The 21265-nt window shown below is 68.9% G+C and carries 12 protein-coding genes; 1 reads left to right on the top strand and 11 read right to left on the bottom strand.

Annotated elements, in window-relative coordinates; translation table 11 throughout:
- Positions 1–68 precede the first annotated feature (68 nt).
- From OG799_RS03830 to OG799_RS03785, 10 genes are all read right to left on the bottom strand, one after another.
- Positions 69–1919 carry a BTAD domain-containing putative transcriptional regulator gene (locus tag OG799_RS03830; protein WP_406043143.1) on the bottom strand — a complete coding sequence of 617 codons (1851 nt, stop codon included), beginning with the start codon at positions 1917–1919 and terminating at the stop codon, positions 69–71.
- Positions 1920–2380: 461 nt separating this feature from the next.
- A complete protein-coding gene (locus tag OG799_RS03825; RefSeq protein WP_406043141.1) occupies positions 2381–2725 on the bottom strand; it encodes a hypothetical protein in 345 nt (114 codons plus the stop codon).
- A 52-nt stretch (positions 2726–2777) separates the two neighbouring features.
- The gene (locus tag OG799_RS03820; protein WP_406043139.1) at positions 2778–3383 is read right to left on the bottom strand and encodes an SMI1/KNR4 family protein; all 606 of its coding nucleotides are present in this window, start codon (positions 3381–3383) and stop codon (positions 2778–2780) included.
- A gap of 29 nt (positions 3384–3412) precedes the next feature.
- Positions 3413–3835 (bottom strand): hypothetical protein, encoded by a 423-nt coding sequence (locus OG799_RS03815; protein WP_406043137.1) that lies wholly within the window; start codon positions 3833–3835, stop codon positions 3413–3415.
- A 151-nt stretch (positions 3836–3986) separates the two neighbouring features.
- Positions 3987–4496 carry a hypothetical protein gene (locus OG799_RS03810; RefSeq protein WP_406043135.1) on the bottom strand — a complete coding sequence of 170 codons (510 nt, stop codon included), beginning with the start codon at positions 4494–4496 and terminating at the stop codon, positions 3987–3989.
- Between the two features lie 257 nt (positions 4497–4753).
- Positions 4754–5146: a hypothetical protein gene (locus OG799_RS03805; protein ID WP_406043133.1), complete on the bottom strand. Its 393-nt coding sequence runs from the start codon at positions 5144–5146 to the stop codon at positions 4754–4756.
- A complete protein-coding gene (locus tag OG799_RS03800) occupies positions 5146–14169 on the bottom strand; it encodes a DNRLRE domain-containing protein (protein ID WP_406043131.1) in 9024 nt (3007 codons plus the stop codon). The genes OG799_RS03805 and OG799_RS03800 overlap by 1 nt, the downstream gene beginning before the upstream one ends.
- Before the next feature lie 210 nt (positions 14170–14379).
- Positions 14380–15042, bottom strand: coding sequence for a L,D-transpeptidase (locus OG799_RS03795; protein WP_406043129.1), 663 nt, complete (start codon positions 15040–15042; stop codon positions 14380–14382).
- 339 nt (positions 15043–15381) lie between these two features.
- Complete coding sequence (locus tag OG799_RS03790) at positions 15382–16167, bottom strand: DUF4184 family protein (RefSeq protein WP_406043127.1); 786 nt, start codon at positions 16165–16167, stop codon at positions 15382–15384.
- A gap of 21 nt (positions 16168–16188) precedes the next feature.
- Positions 16189–16887, bottom strand: a complete 699-nt coding sequence (locus OG799_RS03785) for an HAD family hydrolase (protein ID WP_406043125.1) — start codon at positions 16885–16887, stop codon at positions 16189–16191.
- Positions 16888–17130: 243 nt separating this feature from the next.
- On the opposite strand from OG799_RS03785, the gene OG799_RS03780 reads away from it, so the two are divergent.
- Positions 17131–18480: a hypothetical protein gene (locus tag OG799_RS03780; RefSeq protein ID WP_406043123.1), complete on the top strand. Its 1350-nt coding sequence runs from the start codon at positions 17131–17133 to the stop codon at positions 18478–18480.
- A 45-nt stretch (positions 18481–18525) separates the two neighbouring features.
- Here OG799_RS03780 and OG799_RS03775 read toward each other — a convergent pair whose 3' ends face one another.
- A complete protein-coding gene (locus OG799_RS03775; protein WP_406043121.1) occupies positions 18526–21228 on the bottom strand; it encodes an MGH1-like glycoside hydrolase domain-containing protein in 2703 nt (900 codons plus the stop codon).
- Positions 21229–21265 lie beyond the last annotated feature (37 nt).

Below are 21265 nucleotides of genomic sequence, written 5' to 3'. Positions count from 1 at the left end.
TCCATCTGACGCCGCGGGGACGCCGGTGGACAGAGCCGTTCGTCCCCTGTCGGCTGGATTTGTCGGCGTCAGGCGGCCACCGGGTCGACCCGCCAGCCGGTCAACGGGTGCGCCGGGGCGGACGGTACGGCCGCCAGCTCGGCCGCGTACTCGCGGACCAGCGCCGGCAGACGGTAACCGGCGGGTCCCTCCCACTGCACCAGGTGCGCGTCGGCCAGATCCTCCAGCGCCCGTCGTACCCGATGGGCGGTGACGCCGAGCTGGGCGGCGGCCCGGTCCACCCTCGCCGGGGCGTCGGGGGAGGCGCCGAGCAGCGCGAGCAACCGGCCGGCGACCTCGTCGTCGGAGCGGACGGCGGCGAGCCCGGTCGCCAGACTCTCCCGCACCGACATGTCCTCGTAGGCCAGCAGGTCCAACCGGTCCGGCCCGTCGCCGACCTGGGTCACCAGGGCAACCACCGGCAGGGCCGGCCACCGGCCCAGGCGGGTGCCGGCGATCCGCAGTGCCAGCGCCGAACCGGCGCAGAGCCGGACCAGCTCGGCGGTGGCGGCCGGATCCGCGGCCAGTCGCTCCGGGCCGGCGACCGCGGCCAGCAGGTCGCGGGCCTGCCCGGCGCCCAGCGGGCGCAGCGCCACCCGGCGTACGCCGTCGAGACTGCCGAGGCGCCGCTGACCGACGACGATCAGGGCGGGGCCGGGCCCGGCCGGCAGCAGCGGTCGCACCTGCGCCGCCCGGGTCACCCCGTCCACGACCAGCAGGAACCGGCGACCGGCGGCCAGCGAGCGGAACCAGCCGGCCCGCTCGTCGGTGTTGCCGGGGACGTCCGCGGGCGCGACGCCGAGCGCGCGCAGCACCCGGGCCAGCACCTCACCCGGCGTCACCGAGGGCTGGTAGCCGAGGTCGACAAAGACCTGCCCGTCCGGGAAGTCACCGGCCACGGCATGGGCGGCGCGCACCGCGAGGGCGGTCTTGCCGCTGCCGGCCGCCCCGGTGAGGACCACCGCGGTCGGCTGCGCGCCTCCCACGGTGGCCACCACGTCGGCGGTCTCCCGGGTACGCCCGACGAAGGTGACCAGGTCCGCCGGCAGCTCCCGGGGCACCGTCCAGCCGACGGCGGGCCGCAGGTCGACAGTGGGCGCGGGCGGCGGGGTCGGTGCGGTGACGACCCGCGCGGCGTACGACAGCTCCGGCGCCCGATCGAGCATGGCGCGGTGCAGGGTGGCCAGTTCCTCGCCGGGCTCGATGCCGAGCTGCTCGTCGAGGACGGCGCGGGCGTCCCGGTAGACGGTGAGCGCGGCCGGCACGTCCCCGCAGCGGTAGAGGGCGAGCATGAGCTGACCCCAGGCCCGCTCGCGCAGCGGGTGGGCGGCGAGGTGCCCACGCAGCTCGGGCAGCAGGTGGCCGTGCTGCCCGGCGGCCAGCCGCGCCTCGGCCAGCTCCTCGAAGACCTGGAGCCGCTGCTCGTCCAGGCTGGCCCAGCGGTTGTCCAACGCGGTCCCCCGGGGCAGTCCGTCGCCGGCGGCCCCACGCCAGCAGGCCAGCGCGGCGGTCAGCGTGGCGATGGCGCCAGCGGGCTCGGCGGTGGCCAGCAACTCTCGCCCCTCCCCCGCCAGCCGCTGGAACTCGGCCACGTCCAGTTCGTCCGGCGCCAGCCGCAGCTCGTACGCGTTCGGGCGGGCGATCAGCCGGTCGCCGAGGGTGCGCCGCAGCACCGCGGCGTGGGACCGCAGGTTCGCCACGGCGGACGCCGGCGGGCCGTCGGACCAGACCATCTCGGCCAGCCGGTCCAGCGAGATGGGCCGGTTCGCCTCGATCGCCAGGCCGGCGAGGACCGCTCGTCGCTTCGCTGCGCCTGGCGTCGCGACCTGGCCGTCGACGCACAGCTCCACAGTGCCCAGAAGCCGAATCCGCAGTTTCATCCCGCCGCTCCCCCGTTGAACCTCGAGCGCGCTCAGGCTAAGGGGGCGCTTGCGGGCACAACAAGGCAGATCCGCAGCGCGAGAGTGTGACGAACATCAATGCCAGAAGGCAGCGTGTCGATGTAACAGAATTGCAGCCGGAAGCGCTCCCGCCGCATGTGACGGACGGTAGCCGAAGCGGTTGGCGACCTCACCGATGGGCCCGGTCCTGTTGCCCCGCATTCCGCTCGCGGAAACACGGTCATCAGCGATCGGCACCAGTCCACACGGGCGCAGCAGTTCCGCCAAGAGCCGGACGGCTGAGGGGCGTACCACTCCGGTGCGTCACGACCTCCGTATAGCGACAGCTGTGATCCACTCGACCGACCGGGCCCGACCCCGAGTGCAGATCCCCACCAGCCGAACGGTGGAGGCCACACCGTGACGGCTGCCCTGTGGGCGTCCAGCCGCTTACGGACGGATCATCCGGCGGGGGGAACCTCGATCGCACCCTGATCGGCCGAGGCGTTCCGACGGCGGTTCCACAGCAGGACCAGCCACTGGTTCGCACCCGGTGCCGGAGCGACGGTCGCCACCGACGACGGCGCCGACTCCGCCAGGTGCAGCAAGGTCCAGGCCAGTCCGAAGCAGTTGTCGACTCCGAAGCACGACGCCAGGAGCCGGGCCTCCTCGTCGGTCACCGGCGAACCGATCGCGTGCAGCAGCCGCGTCCGCTCCTCGAACTGCTCGTCGGTCTCGGAGTCGTCCCCCTCGGCCGGCAACGGCCCGAGCCGGGCGAACGCTTCCACCTCGCTTCTGCAGGCCACGTCCCCTCCACCGTCCGAGAGTGATCCTGCCAGCCGGTTCAGACCCGGGTCGTCACCGGCCTTCGCCGTCCTCTTCATAGACCTCGCACGAAACCAGGCCATTCATGAAATCCCCGAACGAATCGGCGACGCGTCGGGGAACTCTGTCTTCGTCGACGTATATAACCGCCGGCTCCGCGTCCGGCCCGGACCCGGAATAGTCCAGCATGACGGTGTCAGGGCCCGCCGAAGGCGTCACACCGAGCACCACCCCGACATTCGGGTAGCCCCACTCGGAGATCAGGCTGGCGGACTGGACGTCGACCCCCTCCTCATATCCGACGCCCATGATGACGTCCACCCCGAAGTGGTCAGCAGCCCACGACGTCCGGAAGCTCATGGGACAGCAGTTGTTCTTCAGAACACCGCCGTTCTGCCGATACATGAGCTCCACGTAACTCCGCGGCAACCGAACCCCGAGGGTCTCCTCAGCCCGCCGGACCATGTCCTCGGTCAGCGGGGGGCCGGTCCACAGCGAGGGACCAACTTCGAACGGAAAAGTCAGGTCAGGCAACATCCCCACCACCTTCGTCTCAACCGCGATCCGGCTGGCGCCGACCAGCCGAACGGCGAGTCTCGGGGCACCGACCAGTGTCGTCCGCGGCTCAGTGCTCCACATCGTCGGCCACGATGATCCTCTGGATGGTGTTACCCGCCGGCATGTGGCGACTGCCCGTGCGCAGCTGGACGCACAACTCCCAACACGTCGTAGGGCACGACCTCGAGGTTGTGCACCTCGTCGTCTCCCCCGAGGAAGAGCGGAACCTTGTAGCCGACGCACTGGTCGAAGACAAGCCTGTCGAAGCCCGGGTTCGCCGATCGCCACTCGTCGAAGAATCCGGCGGCGAGGCCGGTCGGGTCCACCACGAGAACCTCGTCGTGGAACGGCGTCAGCTCGACTTCACTCTCGAAGTGTTCACCCGCGCCCGGCTCCACGAGGACGACAAGTCCCTCTCCGTCGCCGCCTCGGAGGTCGACAGCGAGGTTCCGGCCGAGCCAGTCGAAGCCGAAACAGTACATCCGTCCGGCGAAGCCGCGAATCAGCCGCGCGCAGAAGTCGTTCGACGCCACCGAAGATTCCGGCGTGTGAATTCGATACAGGCCATCGTTGAGGGTGTGGCGCCCGAGAGTGAAGTGAAGAGTTCGGACAGAGCTGGCGGGACGGTGCACTGGCCCCTGGACGGGACGGGTGCACCTCAGCAGTTACTCGAAGGCGTCGAAGTCACTCACCGGCGTCACGACGTAACGCCTCGCCGACCAGCTCCTTCTGCCGGCTGATGGCCCGCATGCAGTTCTCGTTCGCCCTTTCCGCTGCCAGGACCGTCGCCTCCGCGGTGCCGACGGGAAACTCGGGCAGGTCCTCGCAGTCGCGAATGACGTCGTAGCACGCGGACATCGTCTCCTGCACCGTGCCCGCCTCCAGTTCGGGGGAGTCGAGCCCGACGCAGTAGGAGAGGGCGTTGAAGAGCTGCCAGAGCTGCTGGAGCTCGACCTCGTCGGAGAGTTCGAGGAGCTCGTCCTCGATCTCTCCCGCGTCCTCCGTCGGTTCCGCCCCGTCGGCCACGGCGCGGACGTCGCTGATCGCAGCGGCGACCACCTCGCCAGGCCGTCCGTCCAGGAGCTCCCGAGCGCCGCCCGGCAGCGCCCCGATCGTCCAGTCGAGGACCTGTCGCGTCAGCTCCAGCCGACCACTCGGCGAAAGTCGACCGACCAGCTCGGCCCCATCCACCATCTCCCGATCCCAGAAAGTTCTCACTGATCAGCCCCCATACCGGCAGATAACTGGCTTCTCAACAGGGTGACGCGTGGTGTCCGCAGGGATGCGAACACCGCCGCCGTTGCTGCGACTCGTCGTCCTTGCCGTACGCGGTGTAGCCGTACGTCGCCCGGCGCCTGCCGTCTGACATCGCGCGCTGTCGGCGCATGGGTAACGGTGGTGACACGCCCTCAGGCACATCACCACCGTTCAACCCTTATTCGATTTTCTACCTAGCCTGTCCGGGCAAACAAGTTCAGCGGATGATCCGTACTAGCAGCTTCAATGATCTCTCGCTGTTTGTAGCGGCCTTCCAACGCTAGAGGTGTTCCAACGCCCCAGGTATCCCAGCCCTCGAAGAAATAATGTTCATCGAGGAAGATCCCATAAGGTCCCGACCTGCCTCCCAACCTAACCCGTTCACAAAACTCTTCGACAAAATCTTGAAGGTCTCTCTCATCAATCCACCGATTCTGACTGCTCCAGCAGCCCAGCCAGCCGGTGTCCGCTGACGCTCCAGCAGCTCGCACGCAGACCCACAGCCGATCATCTTCTGGCAGATCCCTTTTAAAGAGATATGCAAGAAGCTGCTGCGGCCCACCGATCGGTATGAGTTTGACAATCATCACGGTGACGAAATTACGAACTCGATGAGGGTTTTCGGATCCATACGTCCTTCCGTTACTCTCCGAGCAATCTCAGCGGTCCTGTGGTGCCCGCCGGTAATGACTACCCTAGACGCCGGAGAGCATCCACAGTCACCCGGAGCCCAGTCACGAGTTCCGCGGATCGGATCGTTGCCCTGAGGCCCGCCAGGCTTGATTAGGTCGTCGTTCGACAGGTTCCGAACGCCACCGTGGCCGACAACGTCACCCCCGGCCATCTGGTGCGGGTTAAGGGGATGGGTCTCAACCCGGTTCTTCACCAACTCTTCTGCCCTGACGTAAAACTTGTTGATGTCCGGATGCGTCGGCAGGTCGTCCAGGCCCTCGTTCGTGCTGCCGGGGCAGTTGTGGACGAGGACGGGGCTGTCGCCGGCGAGGACGTAGTAGGTGTGGATGCCCTCGACGGTGAGGTTGTGGACCCGTTCGTGTTGGAGGGTGCGGCTGACTGCGGTGATCTGCACCCAGGTGCCGGCCGCGGTCTGGAGCCACATGCCGGGCTTGAGGTCACCGCCGGTAACCCACTGTCCAGCATCCGGTAGCCAGATCAGGTGCGCCGCGGTTGAGGTGATCGAGCCGGTCTTCGACCCGTCCTTGCCGTCCACGTCGATCGTGATTGTCACCAGCGTCTTGCTGCCCTCGTGGCTGCGGACGTTGGTGACAGTGCGGCCCTGGTTCTCACCCGACTCGACGTCGGTGCCGAGAACCTGGTCCCCGACCTTCAGGTCCTCGATCGCCTTGGTTCCACCGTCGGCGAGGAGCACCCTAGTGCCCGGCACGAAGCTGTTGCACTTCGCTGGCGCGGCTGGCTTGTCAGCCTTGGGCTTTGGCGTGGTCGTAGGCGCCCTGGTGGCGTCGGTGGTGGCATTGACGCCGTTCTCGAGGGCCTTGGCGTTCTCGGCCGCCTTCTCCAGGTCCCGAGCGGTGTCGATGCCGTCGGCGATCTTCTTGCCGGTCTTGGCTAGCTTGGCCGCGGCCACCGCGTTCCCCGCGAGCGGGATCGCGGACGCCATAGACAGGGCGGCGTCGACGTAGTTGCCCTCGGCGGCGTACCAGATGCCGTTGGCGACGTCGGCGACCTCACCGATCACCGGCACCATGCCGGCGACGTCCAGGGCGGCGTGGCCGATGTCCGACCACGACATCCCGAACAGGTGCCCGTCCAGCTCGATGAAGCTGATCGGGTTACCGCCGGAGAAGGCGTACCGGTTGCCGGTGAACGGGTCCATCGCCAGACCCATGTCCGCCAGGGCACCGCCATAGGAGTCCCGCGTCAGGAACCGGTTCAGGCCCGGGTCATAGTTGCGGAAGCCCATGTCGTACGTGCCCGAGGACGCATCCCACCGCGAGGCGTTGAACCGGAACGCGTTGTACGGCTCCTCGCCCTCCGGCGTCGCACCCGGCTTGTCCACGCCGGTGAACTGCGACTCGTCGTCCTTGCCGTACGCCGTGTAGCCGTACGTCGCCCGGGTCTTGCCGTCCTCCTTCGTGATGCCGACGACGTCACCACGCGGCCGGTAGATGAACTGCGAGTACTCCCGGCTCCCGTCGTCTTTGTGCTTGATCTGGGTGAGCTGCTGACCCCACGGCGCGTACTGGTAGGACTTGGTCGCCTTGCCCGCGACCTCCTCCCGCAGCACCTGGTTGTCCATCCCCAGGTAGGTGAAGGCCGTCGTCTTCGACCCCACCGTCTGCGACACCGTCCGGTCGAACGGGTCGTAGGCGTAGGTCGTCGACTTGGCCGTGGCACCGATGCCCGCGGTGGTCTTCGCCGTGCGGTCGAACCCGTCGTAGTAGTACTTCTGCGCCCGCTGACCACCGATCGACACCGTGTCGAGGCGACCCAACGGGTCGTAGTTGTACGTCGACGTCACGCCACCGGAGGTGGTGGAGTGCAGCCGGTTCCGGTCGTACCTGCTGGTGCTCGTCGCGCCCTCGACGGTCTGGGCGACCGTGTTGCCGTTGGCGTCGTAGGTGTACGACTCCGTCGAGCTGCTGTCACCGGTCTTGTCGAGCTTGGCGATCCGGTCCTGCGGGTCGTAGCTGAAGACGTACGTGTTGTCGATGTAGTCCGACGAGTTGTCGGCGTTCATCAACTTGAGCACGTCCCGCGACGGGTGACCGTTGGCCTGGTACTCCAGCGTGTGCTCGGCGACGGTGGCCCCACCGGAGGTCTTCTCCAGCTGGTGCTTCGTGGCGCCGTCGAGGTAGTACTCGAGGTCCACCGTGTTGCCGTTGGGCTTGGCCTGCTTGAGCAGCTGCCCGCGAGAGGTGTAGGTGAACGACGAGATCTGCTGGTTGCCGGCCGTCGGCGAGTCGGCGTTGGTCACCTTGGCGACCATGTCCCGCTCGTCGTACTCGATCTTCGACCAGGTCAGGTCGTGGGTCGAGGTGAGCGGGTTGCCGTTGTCGTCGTAGGTCAGCGCCGTGGTGTTCTTCAGCGTCGACCCGGCGTACTCCTTGACCGAGGAGATCTGGCTGAGCTCGTCGTACGCGATGTCGTACCGGTCGATCTTCGCGCCCGGGCTCAGGTCCTTGACTTCGACCATCAGGCCGTTCGGGTTGTACCGGTAGGTGAACTCCTTCTTCTCGTTGTCGACGTCGGCGGTGTTGTCGCGCACCAGCTTGACCGCGTCGGCGAGCACCTTGCCCGTCGCCTGGTCGGTGACCGTGATCTTCTGGACGCCGTCCTCGACGAAGGAGTAGCTGCCCAGGCTGATCCAGGCGCCGGTGTTCTGCGTCTGGTTCACCGTCTTGGTGACGCTGCCACCGTTGTACGTGATGGTGAACTTCGCGTCCGTCGCGGCGCCGCTGACCTGCGGGTGCCGGACGAACACCTCGTAGCTGCCGTCCCGCGGGATGTTCAGCTGCCAGTTGAACTGCGCCGACCCGCTGCCCGCCGGCGCCGTGGCCACGTCGTAGCCCCACTGCCCGGTGGCGGCGCCGCTCGTCCAGGTGCCCTGGGCGGCGGTGTTGTTCGAGTCGGTGTTGTCGACCAGGACCACGTCCTTGCCGACCGGCAGGCCGTCTTCCGACCGTCCCTTCTCGTTGCCCGACGGGTAGTAGTCCCAGGTCATCGTCCGGGTGGTCGACCCACCGGCCGAGGTCAGCGTGTTCTTGATCTGCTGGCCCAGGTCGTTGTAGTCGAAGGAGTTGACGATGTCCCACGGGTCCTTGGACGTCCTGGTCCACCCGTTGTCGTAGTAGCTGTACTCGGTGTCGTTACGGACCGTCTGCCCGTCCGACGGGGGCGCGCTGACCTTCGCCAGGTTGCCGATCTCGTCGTAGGTGTAGAAGGTCTTGTCCGGCGTGTTGTAGCGGCCGTCGTCCTTGTCGTAGGACGACCACTCCTCCTTCTTGCGGTTGAGCGCGTCGTAGACGGTCACCACGGCGAAGTCGTCGGCGTCGACGGCTTCGTCGGTGTTCACGCCGCGCGGGGTGATCGCCTTCGTCTGGTTGCCGACCTGGTCGTACTCGTACTTCGTGGTGCGGTAGGTGACGGTGCCGGCGCCGTCCTTGTCGTGCGGCACCTTCGATTCGACCAGCGCGCCGCGGGCGTCGTACGTCGCCAGCGACTCGTTGCCGTCCGCGTCGGTGGACCCGAGGGTCAGGCCGTCCTTGTCGTACCGCGCGGTGGTGAACTTGCCCAGCGCGTCGGTGGTTTTCACGACCTGGTGGTTCAGGTCGTACTCGTACTTCGTGGTGAAGTCGTCAGCCGCGCTGGCGGTCTTCTTCGCGTCGTACAGGACCGTGACGTTGCCGACGTTGTCGTACTCCGAGGTGACCTTCTGGCCGAGACCGTTGGTGGCCTCGATCGGCTGGTAGATCGCGTCGTACTTGGTGGTCGTGGTGTAGTCGCCGGCCGTCGCGGTCAGGTTGCCCTGCGGCTCCGTGACGGTCAGGACGTTACCGACCTTGTCGTACGTCGTGGTGGTCTTCCGCTCCGGGTCGGTCGCCTCGTCCGTCGGCGCGAGGGTCTCGACGACCTGGTCCGCCTTGTCGTAGACGGAGGTCGACACCGCACCGTTGGCCGCGTACGCCGTGGTGATGTTGTCGTTGAGGTCGTACGCCGGGGCTTTGGTGGTGATGTAGCGGTTGTTGGCCGCGTCCATCGGCTCCACCTTGGTGGTGGGTCGCCCGAAGGTGTCGTACGCCTGGGTCACCTTGGCGTTCTTGCCGTTCTTGACCTCGGTGACGTTGCCCCGGTCGTCGTAGGTGAAGTACGACTTGCCGGTGCCCGCGTCCGTGATGGTTGTCGGGTAACCGCTCGCGTGGAAGGGGCCGTACGCCGTGGTGTTGCCGTTGGCGTCCTTGGCGCTGAGCAGCTGACCCCACTCGTCGTAGGTGTTGGTGCTCGTGTAGTCGCCGGCGGTCGCCGTCGTGTTGCCCAGCGGGTCGGTGACGGTCTCGATGTCACCTTCACCGGTGTAGGTGAAGGTCCATTTGCGACCCTCGGGGCTGGTCTTGGTGATGACCTCGGCCACGTAGCCGTTGAGCTGGCGCTGGTAGGTCAGCACCGTCCCCGGCGTACCGTTCTTGACCGCCTCCGCGTCCTTCGTCTCGGTCGGGTAGCCGGTCTTCGGGTCGTACGTCCAGGTGGCGACGGCGCCGTTGGCCTCCTCCAGCCGGATGACGTTGTGGTCGTCGTCCCAGCCGAGCTTGGTGACCTCGTTCTTGGCGTTGGTCGTCTGGTAGGTGCGACCGTAGCCGTCCAGCAGGTACGCGGTGGCGTGGTTCTCCGCGTCGGTGACCGTGGCGTTGATGTTGTTGCCCTGCGGGCCGTCCGGGTCGACGTACCCGAACTGGGTCAGGTAGCCGAGCCGGTCGGTGTAGGACTTGGTGGTCCAGTGGAACTTCGGGTCGTCGCCGGCCTGCGGGTAGTTGTAGACCAGGCTGCTGGCGTTGCCCCGCGGGTCGGTGACCTTGACCAGCTTGACGTTCTTGTTGCCCTGGGTCATGTCGTAGGCGAACTTGAACGTCTTCGGTGCCCCGTTGGTGGAGCCGGCGCCGTCGATCAGCTCACCGAGCAGACCCTTGTCGGTGTAGGTGAAGGTGAGCTTCCGTCCCGAGATGTCGGTGATCTGCGAGACGTGGTCGATGATCTTCGGGTTGGTCAGGTTCGTCGCACCCGACACCCGGTTCCAGGTGGTGTCGTCGATGTAGTCGTACGTCTGACCCTTGGCGTAGTAGTCGATGGTCAGGGTGATCCGACCGGTCGGGTCGGTGATGTAGCGCAGGAACTTGGTGGGCTTGTTGTTGGACTTACGCTCCTCGTAGGTGAAGAGCATCTCGTTGCCGTTGTTGTCGACGATGCTCGACAGGAAGCCCTCGCAGTCGTAGAAGAACTGCGTGCGGTCCGGCCGGGTGAGCACCCACGCCTTGCGCTCCTGGGTGTTGGGCTTGCACTCCACGCTGCTGTACTTCTGCAGGTAGAGGTGCACGCCCTTGGGGCTCTTCCACTCGTTGGCGGTGGCGTCCCAGGTGAACCAGTGGCTGGTGCCGTCACCGTCGGTCATAGTGACCTTGGTGGGGTTCGGGTTCGGGTGGAAGTCCAGCGGCGTGCCGAGCCGCATCATCGAGCTGGCCTGCAACGACCAGCCGTACCCGGCGACGCTGTCGGTGGTGTCCAGCGAGTTGTAGGACATCCGCACGAACGTCGACAGACCCCGAGAGGGGTTGTTGATCGCGTTGTACGACCAGACGGTGTTGCCGGAGTAGAGGTTGTTCATCAGGGTGCCGCCGGCGCCGGTGTTCTTCCCGGCGTAGGAGTAGAACTTCTCCAAGCCCAGCTGGTCGGAGGTCGGCTCCTCCACCGCCACGTTCTGCGGCAGCGGCTGGATCGCCGGCGTGGTCTCCGACAGCTTCTTACCGGTCAGCTTGTTGCGCAGATCCCACTGCAGGATGTAGTCGGTGCGCTTGTTCCCCTCCGTCGACGACGGCGGGGTCTTGACCTGCGCGGCGATGTCGACCGTGCCACCGGCCGGGACGCTCTTCGGCAGCGCGGTCGCCACCTCGTAGCTGGCGTCGGTGCCGGCGGTGACCCCGTCGGCCCGCTTCCAGCTGTACTTCAGCTCCCAGTCGGTCGGGTTCCACGCCGCCAGGGTCGGGTTCGACAGCGTCACCGGAACGGTGTAGGTGGAGTTCGCTGACGCCAGCGCCGGCGTGGAGGCCGCGTAGTACGTCGACTCGGCGGTCTGCTCGAGGTAGGTGACCTCCAGCGTCGGCCGCAGCAGCGGCTCGGCACCCTCGGAGGACAGCAGCATCGCCCGGGCGGTCTGGTTGACCTCGTCGCGCTGGCGCAGCAGCAGACCGTAGTTGCTGGCAGGGTTCTTCACCCAGCCGTCGGCCGCCGGCGTGACGTCCCAGGTCTCCCACTCCGGGTCATTGGTGAACCCGTTGAACCCCGCCTTCCAGGTCGTGTCGTAGTCACCGCCCGGCGTCGTCCACGCCGTCACACCGTCCGAGGTGTTCCAGGTCGCCTTGGTCTCGTTGAACGCCTTCTTCAGCTTGTAGACGTCGACGTACTCATCGGTGTCGGTGCCCGGGTAGAGACCCGTGTTGTACATCCGCAGCTCGGCGTCCACGACCTTCGCATCCGTGGGGATGCCGGTCAGCGTCGGGAACTTGACCAGACCGCGGGTGTCGCCGTAGTACGACGAGTTGTTACCCGGGCTGACGTACGGGTCACCGTCGTAGACGTCCACATTCGTCGTCGGCAACGCCGCCGACAGCGTCGTGTCGGTCTGACCGGTGCGGTAGATCCGGGTGATCTGACCCGCCTTCGGCAGCATCGCCTGCTGCGTCGGACCCGCGATCACCTGCCCGTCGCGGGTCTTCACCGCGACCATGTAGTAGTAGAACTTCCGCGCCATCGGGTCGGTGTTGTCCGCCGCCGTCGGCACCGCCGTCGTGTCCTGGTACGTCCGCGTCGCGGTCGACACCGGCGCGATCAACGTCGCCGACGACGGGGTGAAGTTCTGGTAGATGCTGCGGTGCACCTGGTACTCGACCGCGTCGTCCGCGGTGCTCGTCGACGGGTCGACGTACGCCGGCCAGTCCAGCACGGCGCCGGTCGAGGTGATCGTCGTCGGCGGGTTCACCGTCACGCCCGGCCGGCCGTAGGTGACGACCAGCTTCGGCAGGTTGAAGTCCCGGCGGGCATTGTTGTACGCGAACTCGGAGGCCTCGAAGATCGGGCCGCCCCGGCCCTTCTTCGCCTCGTCGACCGCCTTCACCATGAAGCCGTTGTTGGTGTACGTGCCGTTGACCCAGTCCTGGACCACGTTGCGGACCGGGAACGAGCTCCAGACGTTGGAGACGGCCGACTTCTTGGTCGTCACGCCCCAGCGGGTGAAGCGGACCGCATCCGCGATCACCGACTTGCCGGAGACGTCGCCGAGGACCACCTTGCCGGTGGTGCCGGCCGCGAACGGGTGCGCGCCGAGGGTCTTCCACTCCCCGAGCCCGCTGCCGGTCTGGTCGACGCTGTAGGCCTTCGACCCGCCGTTGAAGTAGACCGTGTACGGCGCGTTCGTCGGCCGGTCGCTCTCGGAGACGAAGTGGACCTCGACCTGGTAGTCACCGGCCTCGGTGATCGTCGGCGTCCAGGTGTGGGTGTTCCCGGTCGTGGTGTCGTTGTTGTAGCGGTAGTCACCGTTGATCGCCAGCGGCGTCAGCGCGGTGTTCCCGGAGTAGGACCAGGTGCCGCTGACCGAGGTGCCCGCGTCGCCGTCGTCCTGCGTCACCATGTTGCCGGCCGGCTGGGCGGCGATGTTGGCGTTGGTGTTCGACCAGTTCGCCGTGCTCTCGCTCCACGGCTGGGTGACCCGCCGGGCCTCCATCGCGACGTCGAAGCCCCAGGCGTAGTGGGTCTGGGAGTAGTACATCTGCAGCTGCGCGTCGTCGATCGGCGTGCTGGCCGGGATCGAGCTGACGTCGAACCTGACCAGCGACCGCCAGGACTGGCTGGCGTCGGTGCCGACCTTCAGCTGGTAGGTGTCGTTGTAGTTGGTGGTGGTCGCGCCCGAGTAGATCGCCACGTCCTGGGCGTCGGTCGGGACCGGCTGGACCTTGATGGTCGGGTCGATCACCACCGGGTAGACCCGGGCCGGGTCGGCCAGCCAGCCGGTGTCGGCGGTGATGGTGATCGTCGAGGTGGCGCCGGACTGGGTCACCTTCTGGGTGACCTTGTCGCTCCACACCTTGCCGTGCGGCGACGCCTTGTCGTCCTTGGCGTCGTACATGAACGGCGCCGGCATCACGAACACCGGTGCGCCGCCATCCTTGCCGACGAACGCGATCGAACCGTCCTCCCGCGGCTGCGCGGTCAGCCCGACGGTGTCCAGGGTGAACGTGTACGACGCCGCCCCACCCGGCGCCCGCCGCAGCACGATCTTCTCCTTCAACGCCGTGCTGGTCACGTCGTAGACCACGTCCGCGCCACCCGCGAGGCCGGCGTAGGTGACCGTCGAACCGGACACCTTCGGCGTGGTCGCCTTCGCCGCGCCGGCCAGGCCCAGCTCGATGCTGCGGCCGTCGGCCTCGAACCGCACCAGATCCGCCGAGCTGTCCCCGAACAGGCTGGTGAAAGAGTTCGTGCGGTTGCCCTGCACGTAGCCCTTGCCGGTGGTCGGACGGACCGTGGTGTCGATGGCCTGGTACCGGCCCTGGGCGTCCCGGTAGTGCAGCGGCACCGCCGAGATCTCCGCCTGCGTCCGCCCGTCCGACAGCTGGTAGACCCGGCTGTTCGCCGTCCGCTTGCCGGTCAACTCCCGGACCCGCTTCTGCGCCGGCCACTTCCGGCCCGCCAGCGGCTTCTCGTCCCGGGCCAGACCCGCGCTGATCACCTCGGGCTTCGCCTTGCCCCGTCCACCGTTCACCAGTTCACGAGCGGCATCGCCGAGTCGGGACAGCAGCCCACCCTCGTCGTCCTTCGCGCTGGCCGCGTGCTCGGTACGGGCGGGATTCCGGTCCGGTAGGACCTCCATCCCGCCCAGCGTGGCCACCATGGCCAGCGCCAGGCCCCCGATCAGGGGTCCTCGTGATCGCCTCTTCACCCGTTACCCTCCGGTCCCTTGGAGACACGACGGGTGAAGGCTAGAAGCGAGCGATACTCAGCCGGATATCTCTCAGCTACTTCCTAGGTTTGCTCCAGGGAGGCGGCGCTGAGCACCGGAAACGCGGCCGGCGGCCGAGGTTCAGCCGCAGCCGAGCCGCTGCCGGGGGGCGAGGACGATACGCGGCGACGCGGCCGGGTCGAGCCAGCACAGCACTCCGACGAGGTCCTCGTGGGCGAGGCTCATGCAGCCGGCGGTGACGTTGCCACCGGGTCTGGAGTACTCGTGGAGGAAGATGCCGCTGCCCGCGTACGGCACCGGAGCCGGGACGGTCGGCGGCATGTTGTACGTGATCACCGCGAGGTGGGTGTAGGCCGGGGCCTCCCGCCAGAGCGCCTCGCTCTCCCCGCCGGGATTGCGGTCGGTGTGCTGGAAGGTGTTGTACGCCGGCGATTCGGGGGCGGCGTTCCACCAGTCGTCCGGCACGACCCGGTGATACGGGTAGCGGACGCCCGGGTCCGGCGAGATGCCGTACATCGTCGGTCCGAAGGCGAAGACGCCGGTAGGCGTGGTGGGCACCCCCTCCACATGCTGATCGCTGAAACCGTCGCGGCCGATCCGGGCGGGCAGCTCGGACACCCGCTCCCACCGGCCGCCCGTCCTGACCAGGGTTTCCAGGGTGGCGTGGCTGGTGTGCCAGTCGTCGGAGGTCACGATGACGACCTGGGTGGTGTCGACTGGCAGCGCGGTCAGCAGGTACGCCCGGTCGGAGACCGGTTCGTGGCTACGGGATTCCGCCATCATGCCGCTGATCATGGCAGCCCGCCTGGGGGACGGGTCAGGACCGGGTCCGCAACTCCCCGGTCCTGACCCCCAGCCGTCCGGCGTGGTAGCGGAATTCGCCGTTGCGAGCGCGGCGGGCGTGGCACGCCGCCCACGCCGGGCTCAACACGGCGAGCCGGCCCGCATGCACTCAGCTCCACGGTGCCCAACTACCGGACTTCGGCGCGTCCCGACTCACCCCGAAGAGCCGTGAACGCGGGCTCAGGTTAGGCATCCCGCCGCAGGCCGGACAAGCTTTTGCGGCGCCGGCAGAATGTGATTGATACCAACGTTGAAATACGGCATGTCGGCGTAACAGGGTCAGCCGAATCGACGCTGTTCGTCCACGGAGCGACCGGTCCGCCCAGCGGCCCGTCGCGCCTCGGATCGACCGGCCGCCACGCCGCCGGCGATCAGCGCGAGCGCACCCAGATGCAGCATCCGCACACCGGCCGGGGCCGGCGTCGTCGCGTCCGGCAGCACCGGCAGCACCGCCGCGCCGGCGGCCGTGACAGCCAACGCCACGCCCCAGAACACCGTGGGTAGGGCCGGTGGCGCCGGCGGTCGTACGCCGTCAAAGATCTCATGCCGGCGGGCCGCGCGCAGCGCCAGGCCGACCACGACCGCGGCGCCGACCGCCGTACTGATCAGGTCGGCGAAGATCCACCAGTACATGCCGGTGAGCGCGTACCAGTCGACGCCGAGGGCGCGCAGCCAGCGGTCGGTGTGGGTGACCCGGTCCCAGGCGACATGGCTGGCCGCGCCGATCAGCGCCGAGCTGACGGTGACCTGCCAGGAATGCCGGACGCCGGCCAGCGCGGCGTGGTCGCGCCAGCCGAAGGCGCGCTGGCCGGGCAGATGCACCGCGATCCCGGCGATCGTCCGGCGGACGACCCAGGCGTAGCCGAGCGCCACCGGCAGGCACCACCAGAGCAGGCCGCCCAGCGTGTGGGTGCGCGGCCCGAGACTGAACCGGGTGCCGGTGAACAGGTAGCAGACGTCGGGCGACACCGCGCCCGTGGCCAGCGCCACCCCGTCGAACCAGTGCGGACGCCACAGCTTCAGCGGCAGCACCGGAGCCAGGTGCGAGGGGAACGTCAGCGGCACGACCTGGACATTACCGATGGATCAGAAATGCCGGAGCAGGTCGGGGAAGGCGGCCAGCCGGACCACCGCGGTGTCGGTCGGGTCCAACTCGTCGTGCTCCAGCACCCAGGTGTTCTCGTTGGGGATGAAGACCGCGTTCAACCCGGCGGCCCGGGCCGGCAGGATGTCCGAGCGCGGGGAGTTCCCGATCATCCAGGCGTCGGCCGGGTCGAACCCGTGCTCGACGGCGAGCCAGCGGTACGTGTCGACGTCCTTCTCCCGGACGATGTGCGCGGCGCGGAAATGGCGCAGCAGGCCCGAGGCGTCGAGCTTGCGCTGCTGCTCCTCCCGCTCCCCCTTGGTGAGCAGCAGCAACTCGTGGCGGGTGGCGAGGTCGTCCAGCGTCTGCGCGACCCCGGGCATCAGCTCGACGGTGTGCCCGACCAGCGCCGCGGCCAACTCGTCGATCTCGCGACGCTCCCGCTCGGTGGCCGGCCGCTCCCGCAGCCGCTCCAGACACTCCCCCAGGCTGCGCAGGAAGACCTTGCTGCCGTAACCGTGCGCCACAGCGTTGGCCCGCTCGATGTCGTCGAGGACGGCCCGGATCTCGGCCCGGTCCAGGGTGGGGTGCTCCAGCCAGTCCAGGAAGTCGTCGATCACCCGCTCGAAGAGCACGTTGTTCTCCCAGAGCGTGTCGTCGGCGTCGAAGACGAGCACCCGGGCCTCCCGGCGCTGCGACATCCTGGCTCCCCTTCCCGATGGCGGACCGGGACACGGTACTGCGGCCGGCCGCGCCGGACATCCGGGTTTCCGACCGCGACGACAGCCGACCGCGACGACGGCGGTCGCCGGGCACGGCAGCGGACGGGCCCGGGGAGACGGCCGCGGGACGGCCGGACGGCCGATGCGAACTGGCCGAACGCCGAGGCACGGACGGCGGGAACCCGACTGCGCGTACCCGGCTCGGCGCGGCATGCTTCGGCGATGACGACCTCTCGTGATCATCCACACGCGACCCGGGGCCGGCCGGACAGCCGGCGCCGACGTCGTCGGAGGGCGGCCGCCGGACTGGTGGCCGCGCTCGTCGGGGCGGGCAGCGCCCTCGCCGCGACCCCGGCCCTCGCCGTCAACGCCACGCACGCCACCGTGGTCAGCGCCGACCCGGCGAACTGGACCCCGCACGCCCTGGACGGCACCGTGTACCGGATCCTCCAGATCGGCAACCGGGTGTACCTGGCCGGCTCCTTCACCAAGGTCCGCAACGCGGCCACCACGGCGGAGCTCGCCATGCCCCGGCTGGTCGCCTTCGACGCCACCACGGGACGGATCGACACCACGTTCCGGCCCGTGGTCAACGGGACCGTGAAGGCGCTCGCCGCGTCCGCCGACGGCCGGTCGCTCTACATCGGCGGAGCGTTCACCACGGTCAACGGGGCCGCTGCGCCGCGGGTCGCCCGGATCGACGCGGCCACCGGGGCGCGGGTCGCCGGCTTCACCCCCGCCGCGCTCAACAACCAGGTCAACGACATGCGGCTGGTCGGCGGTCGGCTGATCGTGGGCGGCGCCTTCCAGACCGTGGCCGGGGTGACCCGACGCGGCCTGGCGGCGCTGAACGCGACCACCGGCGCCGCCGACGCGTCGGTGAACCTGCGGCTCGACGGGCCGCGGACCACCGCCACCGGCGTCACCGCCCCGGTCAAGGTGGAGGCGCTGGACGTCTCCGCCGACGGCAGCCGGCTGATCTTCGTGGGGAACTTCAGCACGGTGGCCGGGCAGACCCGCCACCAGCTCGCGGTCGCGGGGCTGACGGCCGCCGGCGCCACGCTCTCCGGCTGGGCGACCGACCGGTACCAGCCGGGCTGCGCAAACAGCATCCCGTCGTACCTGCGCGGGGTGGACATCTCGCCGGACGGCACCTGGTTCGTCGCGGTCACCACCGGCTACATGTACACCGGTCGGCTCTGCGACGCCGCGGCCCGCTTCGAGTTCGGGGCGGAAACCGGCGGCAAGCAGCCGACCTGGGTGAACTACACCGGCGGGGACACCCTGCTGTCGGTGGCGATCACCGGCGCGGCGGTCTACGTCGGCGGGCACCAGCGCTGGTTGGACAACCCGTACGGCCGCAACTCGGCCGGCGCGGGGGCGGTGGCGCGGCCGGGCATCGGGGCGATCCACCCCACCACCGGCAAGGCGCTGGCGTGGAACCCGACCAAGGACCGCGGCGTCGGCACCGGCGAGCTGTACGCCACCGACCGCGGGCTCTTCGTCGGCAGCGACACCACCACGGTGGCCGGCGAGTACCACGCCCGGCTGGCCTTCTTCCCGCTGCCCTGAGCCGGACCCGGGGCGCGCCGGTCGGACCCGGCGCGCCCCGGCCGGTCAACGGCGCAGGGTGAGGATCAGGTCGGCGACCAGAGCGGTCCAGCCGGTCTGGTGCCAGGCCCCCAACCCGGCGCCGTTGTCGCCGTGGAAGTACTCCGGGAAGCAGATCAGGTCCCGCCAGTCCGGGTGGGTCTGGAAGAGCTGGGCGGCGCCGTAGATCGGCCGCCGGCCCCAGCCGTCCCGGGTGAACAGCGAGATCAGCCGCGCGGAGAGGTCGTCGGCGATCTCGTCGAGGGTCCGCTTCTGCCCGGAGCGGGTCGGGTACTCCACCTGGAGGTCGTCGCCGAAGAAGGCAGCGTAGTCGCGCAGCGCGCTGATCAGCAGGAAGTTGGTCGGCATCCAGATCGGGCCGCGCCAGTTGGAGTTGCCGCCGAACAGCCCGCTGGTCGACTCGGCCGGCTCGTAGCCGACGCAGAACTCCTGCCCGCCGAGGGTGACCGAGAACGGCTTGTCCAGGTGGGCGCGGGAGAGCGTACGCAGGCCGTACTCGGAGAGGAACTCGTCGGTGTCCAGCATCCGGGCGAGCAGCCGGACCACCTGCTCCGGGCCGACCATGGACAACAGCCGCTGCTGCCGCCCGTCCGGGCCCAGCCGGCGGGCGCCGATCACCTCGGCGTACTCGGGGCGGTTGGTGAGGAACCAGCGCAGCCGGGCGCCCAGCTCGGGCAGCCGGTGCAGGGTCTTCGCGGTGAGCCGGGTGGTCGCGGCCAGCGGCAGCAGCCCGACCACCGAGCGGACCTTCAGCGGCACCTGGCTGCCGTCGGCCAGCCGCAGCACGTCGTAGAAGAACGCGTCCTCGTCGTCCCAGAGCCCCTGATCGTATGCGGCCGCGGCGATGTACGCGAAGTGCTCGAAGAACTTCGTCGCGGTGTCCACGTACGCCCGGTCGTGCTCGGCCAGCACGATGGCCATGTCGAGCAGGTTCAGCGCGTACATGGCCATCCAGCCGGTGCCGTCGGACTGCTCCAGCACCCCGGCCACCGGCAGCGCGGCGGAGCGGTCGAACGGGCCGACGTTGTCCAGCCCCAGGAAGCCGCCCTCGAACACATTGTTGCCGCCGGTGTCCTTGCGGTTGACCCACCAGGTGAAGTTCAGCAGCAGCTTGTGCATCACCCGGGCGAGGAACTCGTGGTCGCGGGAGCCGTCGATCTCGAAGACCTTCAGCGCCGCCCACGCGTGCACCGGCGGGTTCACGTCGCCGAACGCCCACTCGTACGCCGGGATCTGCCCGTTCGGGTGCAGGTACCACTCGCGGAGCAGGAGCAGCAGCTGCTCCTTGGCGAAGCCGGGGTCGACCCGGGCGATGGTGACGCAGTGGAAGGCCAGGTCCCAGGCCGCGTACCAGGGGTACTCCCAGGGATCCGGCATGGAGATCACGTCGAAGCTGGTCATGTGCCACCAGTGGCTGTTGCGCCCGTGCCGGCGGCCGGCCGGCGGGGGCGTCGAGCCGGGGTCGCCCTCCAGCCACCGCTTCACGTCGAAGTGGTAGAACTGCTTGCCCCACATCAGCCCGGCGATGGCCTGCCGGGCCACCAGGGCCTCGTCGGCACTGGCGGCGGCCGGGATGACGCTGTCGAAGAACCGGTTCGCCTCGGCCCGCCGGGCCCAGAGCACCGCGTCGAAGCCGTCGCCCAGGTCGGCCCGCGGCGGCGGGACGCTCGCCGGCGGCGGGGCGGTCCGGGTCAGCCGCAGCCGGATCTGCCGCTGGCCGCCGGCCGGCACGTCGAGGACGTAGTGCAGCGCACCCTTGGTCCCCTCCCGGTCAGGGTTGATCGTGGCCGCGCCGGCCACGACGTGGTCGTTGATCCCGTCCTTCGGGTACGCCGACCGGCCCGGCAGCCCCCAGAGCCGCTCGGCGTTGGTGTCGTTGTCGCAGAGCAGCGGGGTCGGCGCGCCGTCGCCCTCCAGGAGGATCTGGCCGAGCACCCAGTGCTCGCCAACCAGCCGGGCGTCCTCGCCGACCAGCTTCGGTACCCGGTCACCGCCGGGCAACCCCCACGCCCAGGTGTTGCGGAACCAGAGGGTGGGCAGCACGTGCAGCCGCTCGGCCCGGTCGGACCGGTTGGCGATGGTCACCAGGAGGCACATGTCCGTCGGGGACGCCTTGGCGTAGTCGACGGTCACCGCCCAGTACCGGTCGTCGTCGAAGATCCCGGTGTCGACCAGCTCGTACTCGGTGTCGTCCCGGCCGCGCAGCGCGTTGACCGCGACCAGCTCGTCGTAGGGGAAGGCGGCCTGCGGGTAGTGGTAGCGCCAGCGCATGAAGGAGTGGGTCGGCGTGGAGTCCTCGTACCACCAGTACTCCTTGACGTCCTCGCCATGGTTGCCGCCGTCGCCGCCGAGGCCGAACATCCGCTCCTTGAGGATCGGATCCCTGCCGTTCCACAGCGCCAGGGCGAAGCAGAACGTCTGCCGGTCGTCGCAGACGCCCGCCATGCCGTCCTCGTTCCACCGGTAGGCTCGGGACCGCGCGTGATCGTGGGGGAAGTAGTCCCACGCCGTGCCGTGTTCGCTGTAGTCCTCCCGTACCGTCCCCCACGCCCGCTCGGACAGATAGGGACCCCATGCGCGCCAGTCCTGCTCGCCGGCGTCGGCCTGGGCGAGCCGGAGCCGCTCGGGTTCGGGGGCAGCGGAGGTCGGACGGTCAGTGATCACCTGCACATCTTCGACGCCGCCGGGGTACATCACCACAGCGGCCATTGTCGTCGTGGCGTGTGGCACGCCGCTCCGGGTGGAG

This window comes from Micromonospora sp. NBC_00898, from assembly GCF_045207895.1.
Taxonomy (GTDB): domain Bacteria; phylum Actinomycetota; class Actinomycetes; order Mycobacteriales; family Micromonosporaceae; genus Micromonospora.
This window is presented reverse-complemented; position numbering and strand designations above follow the sequence as displayed.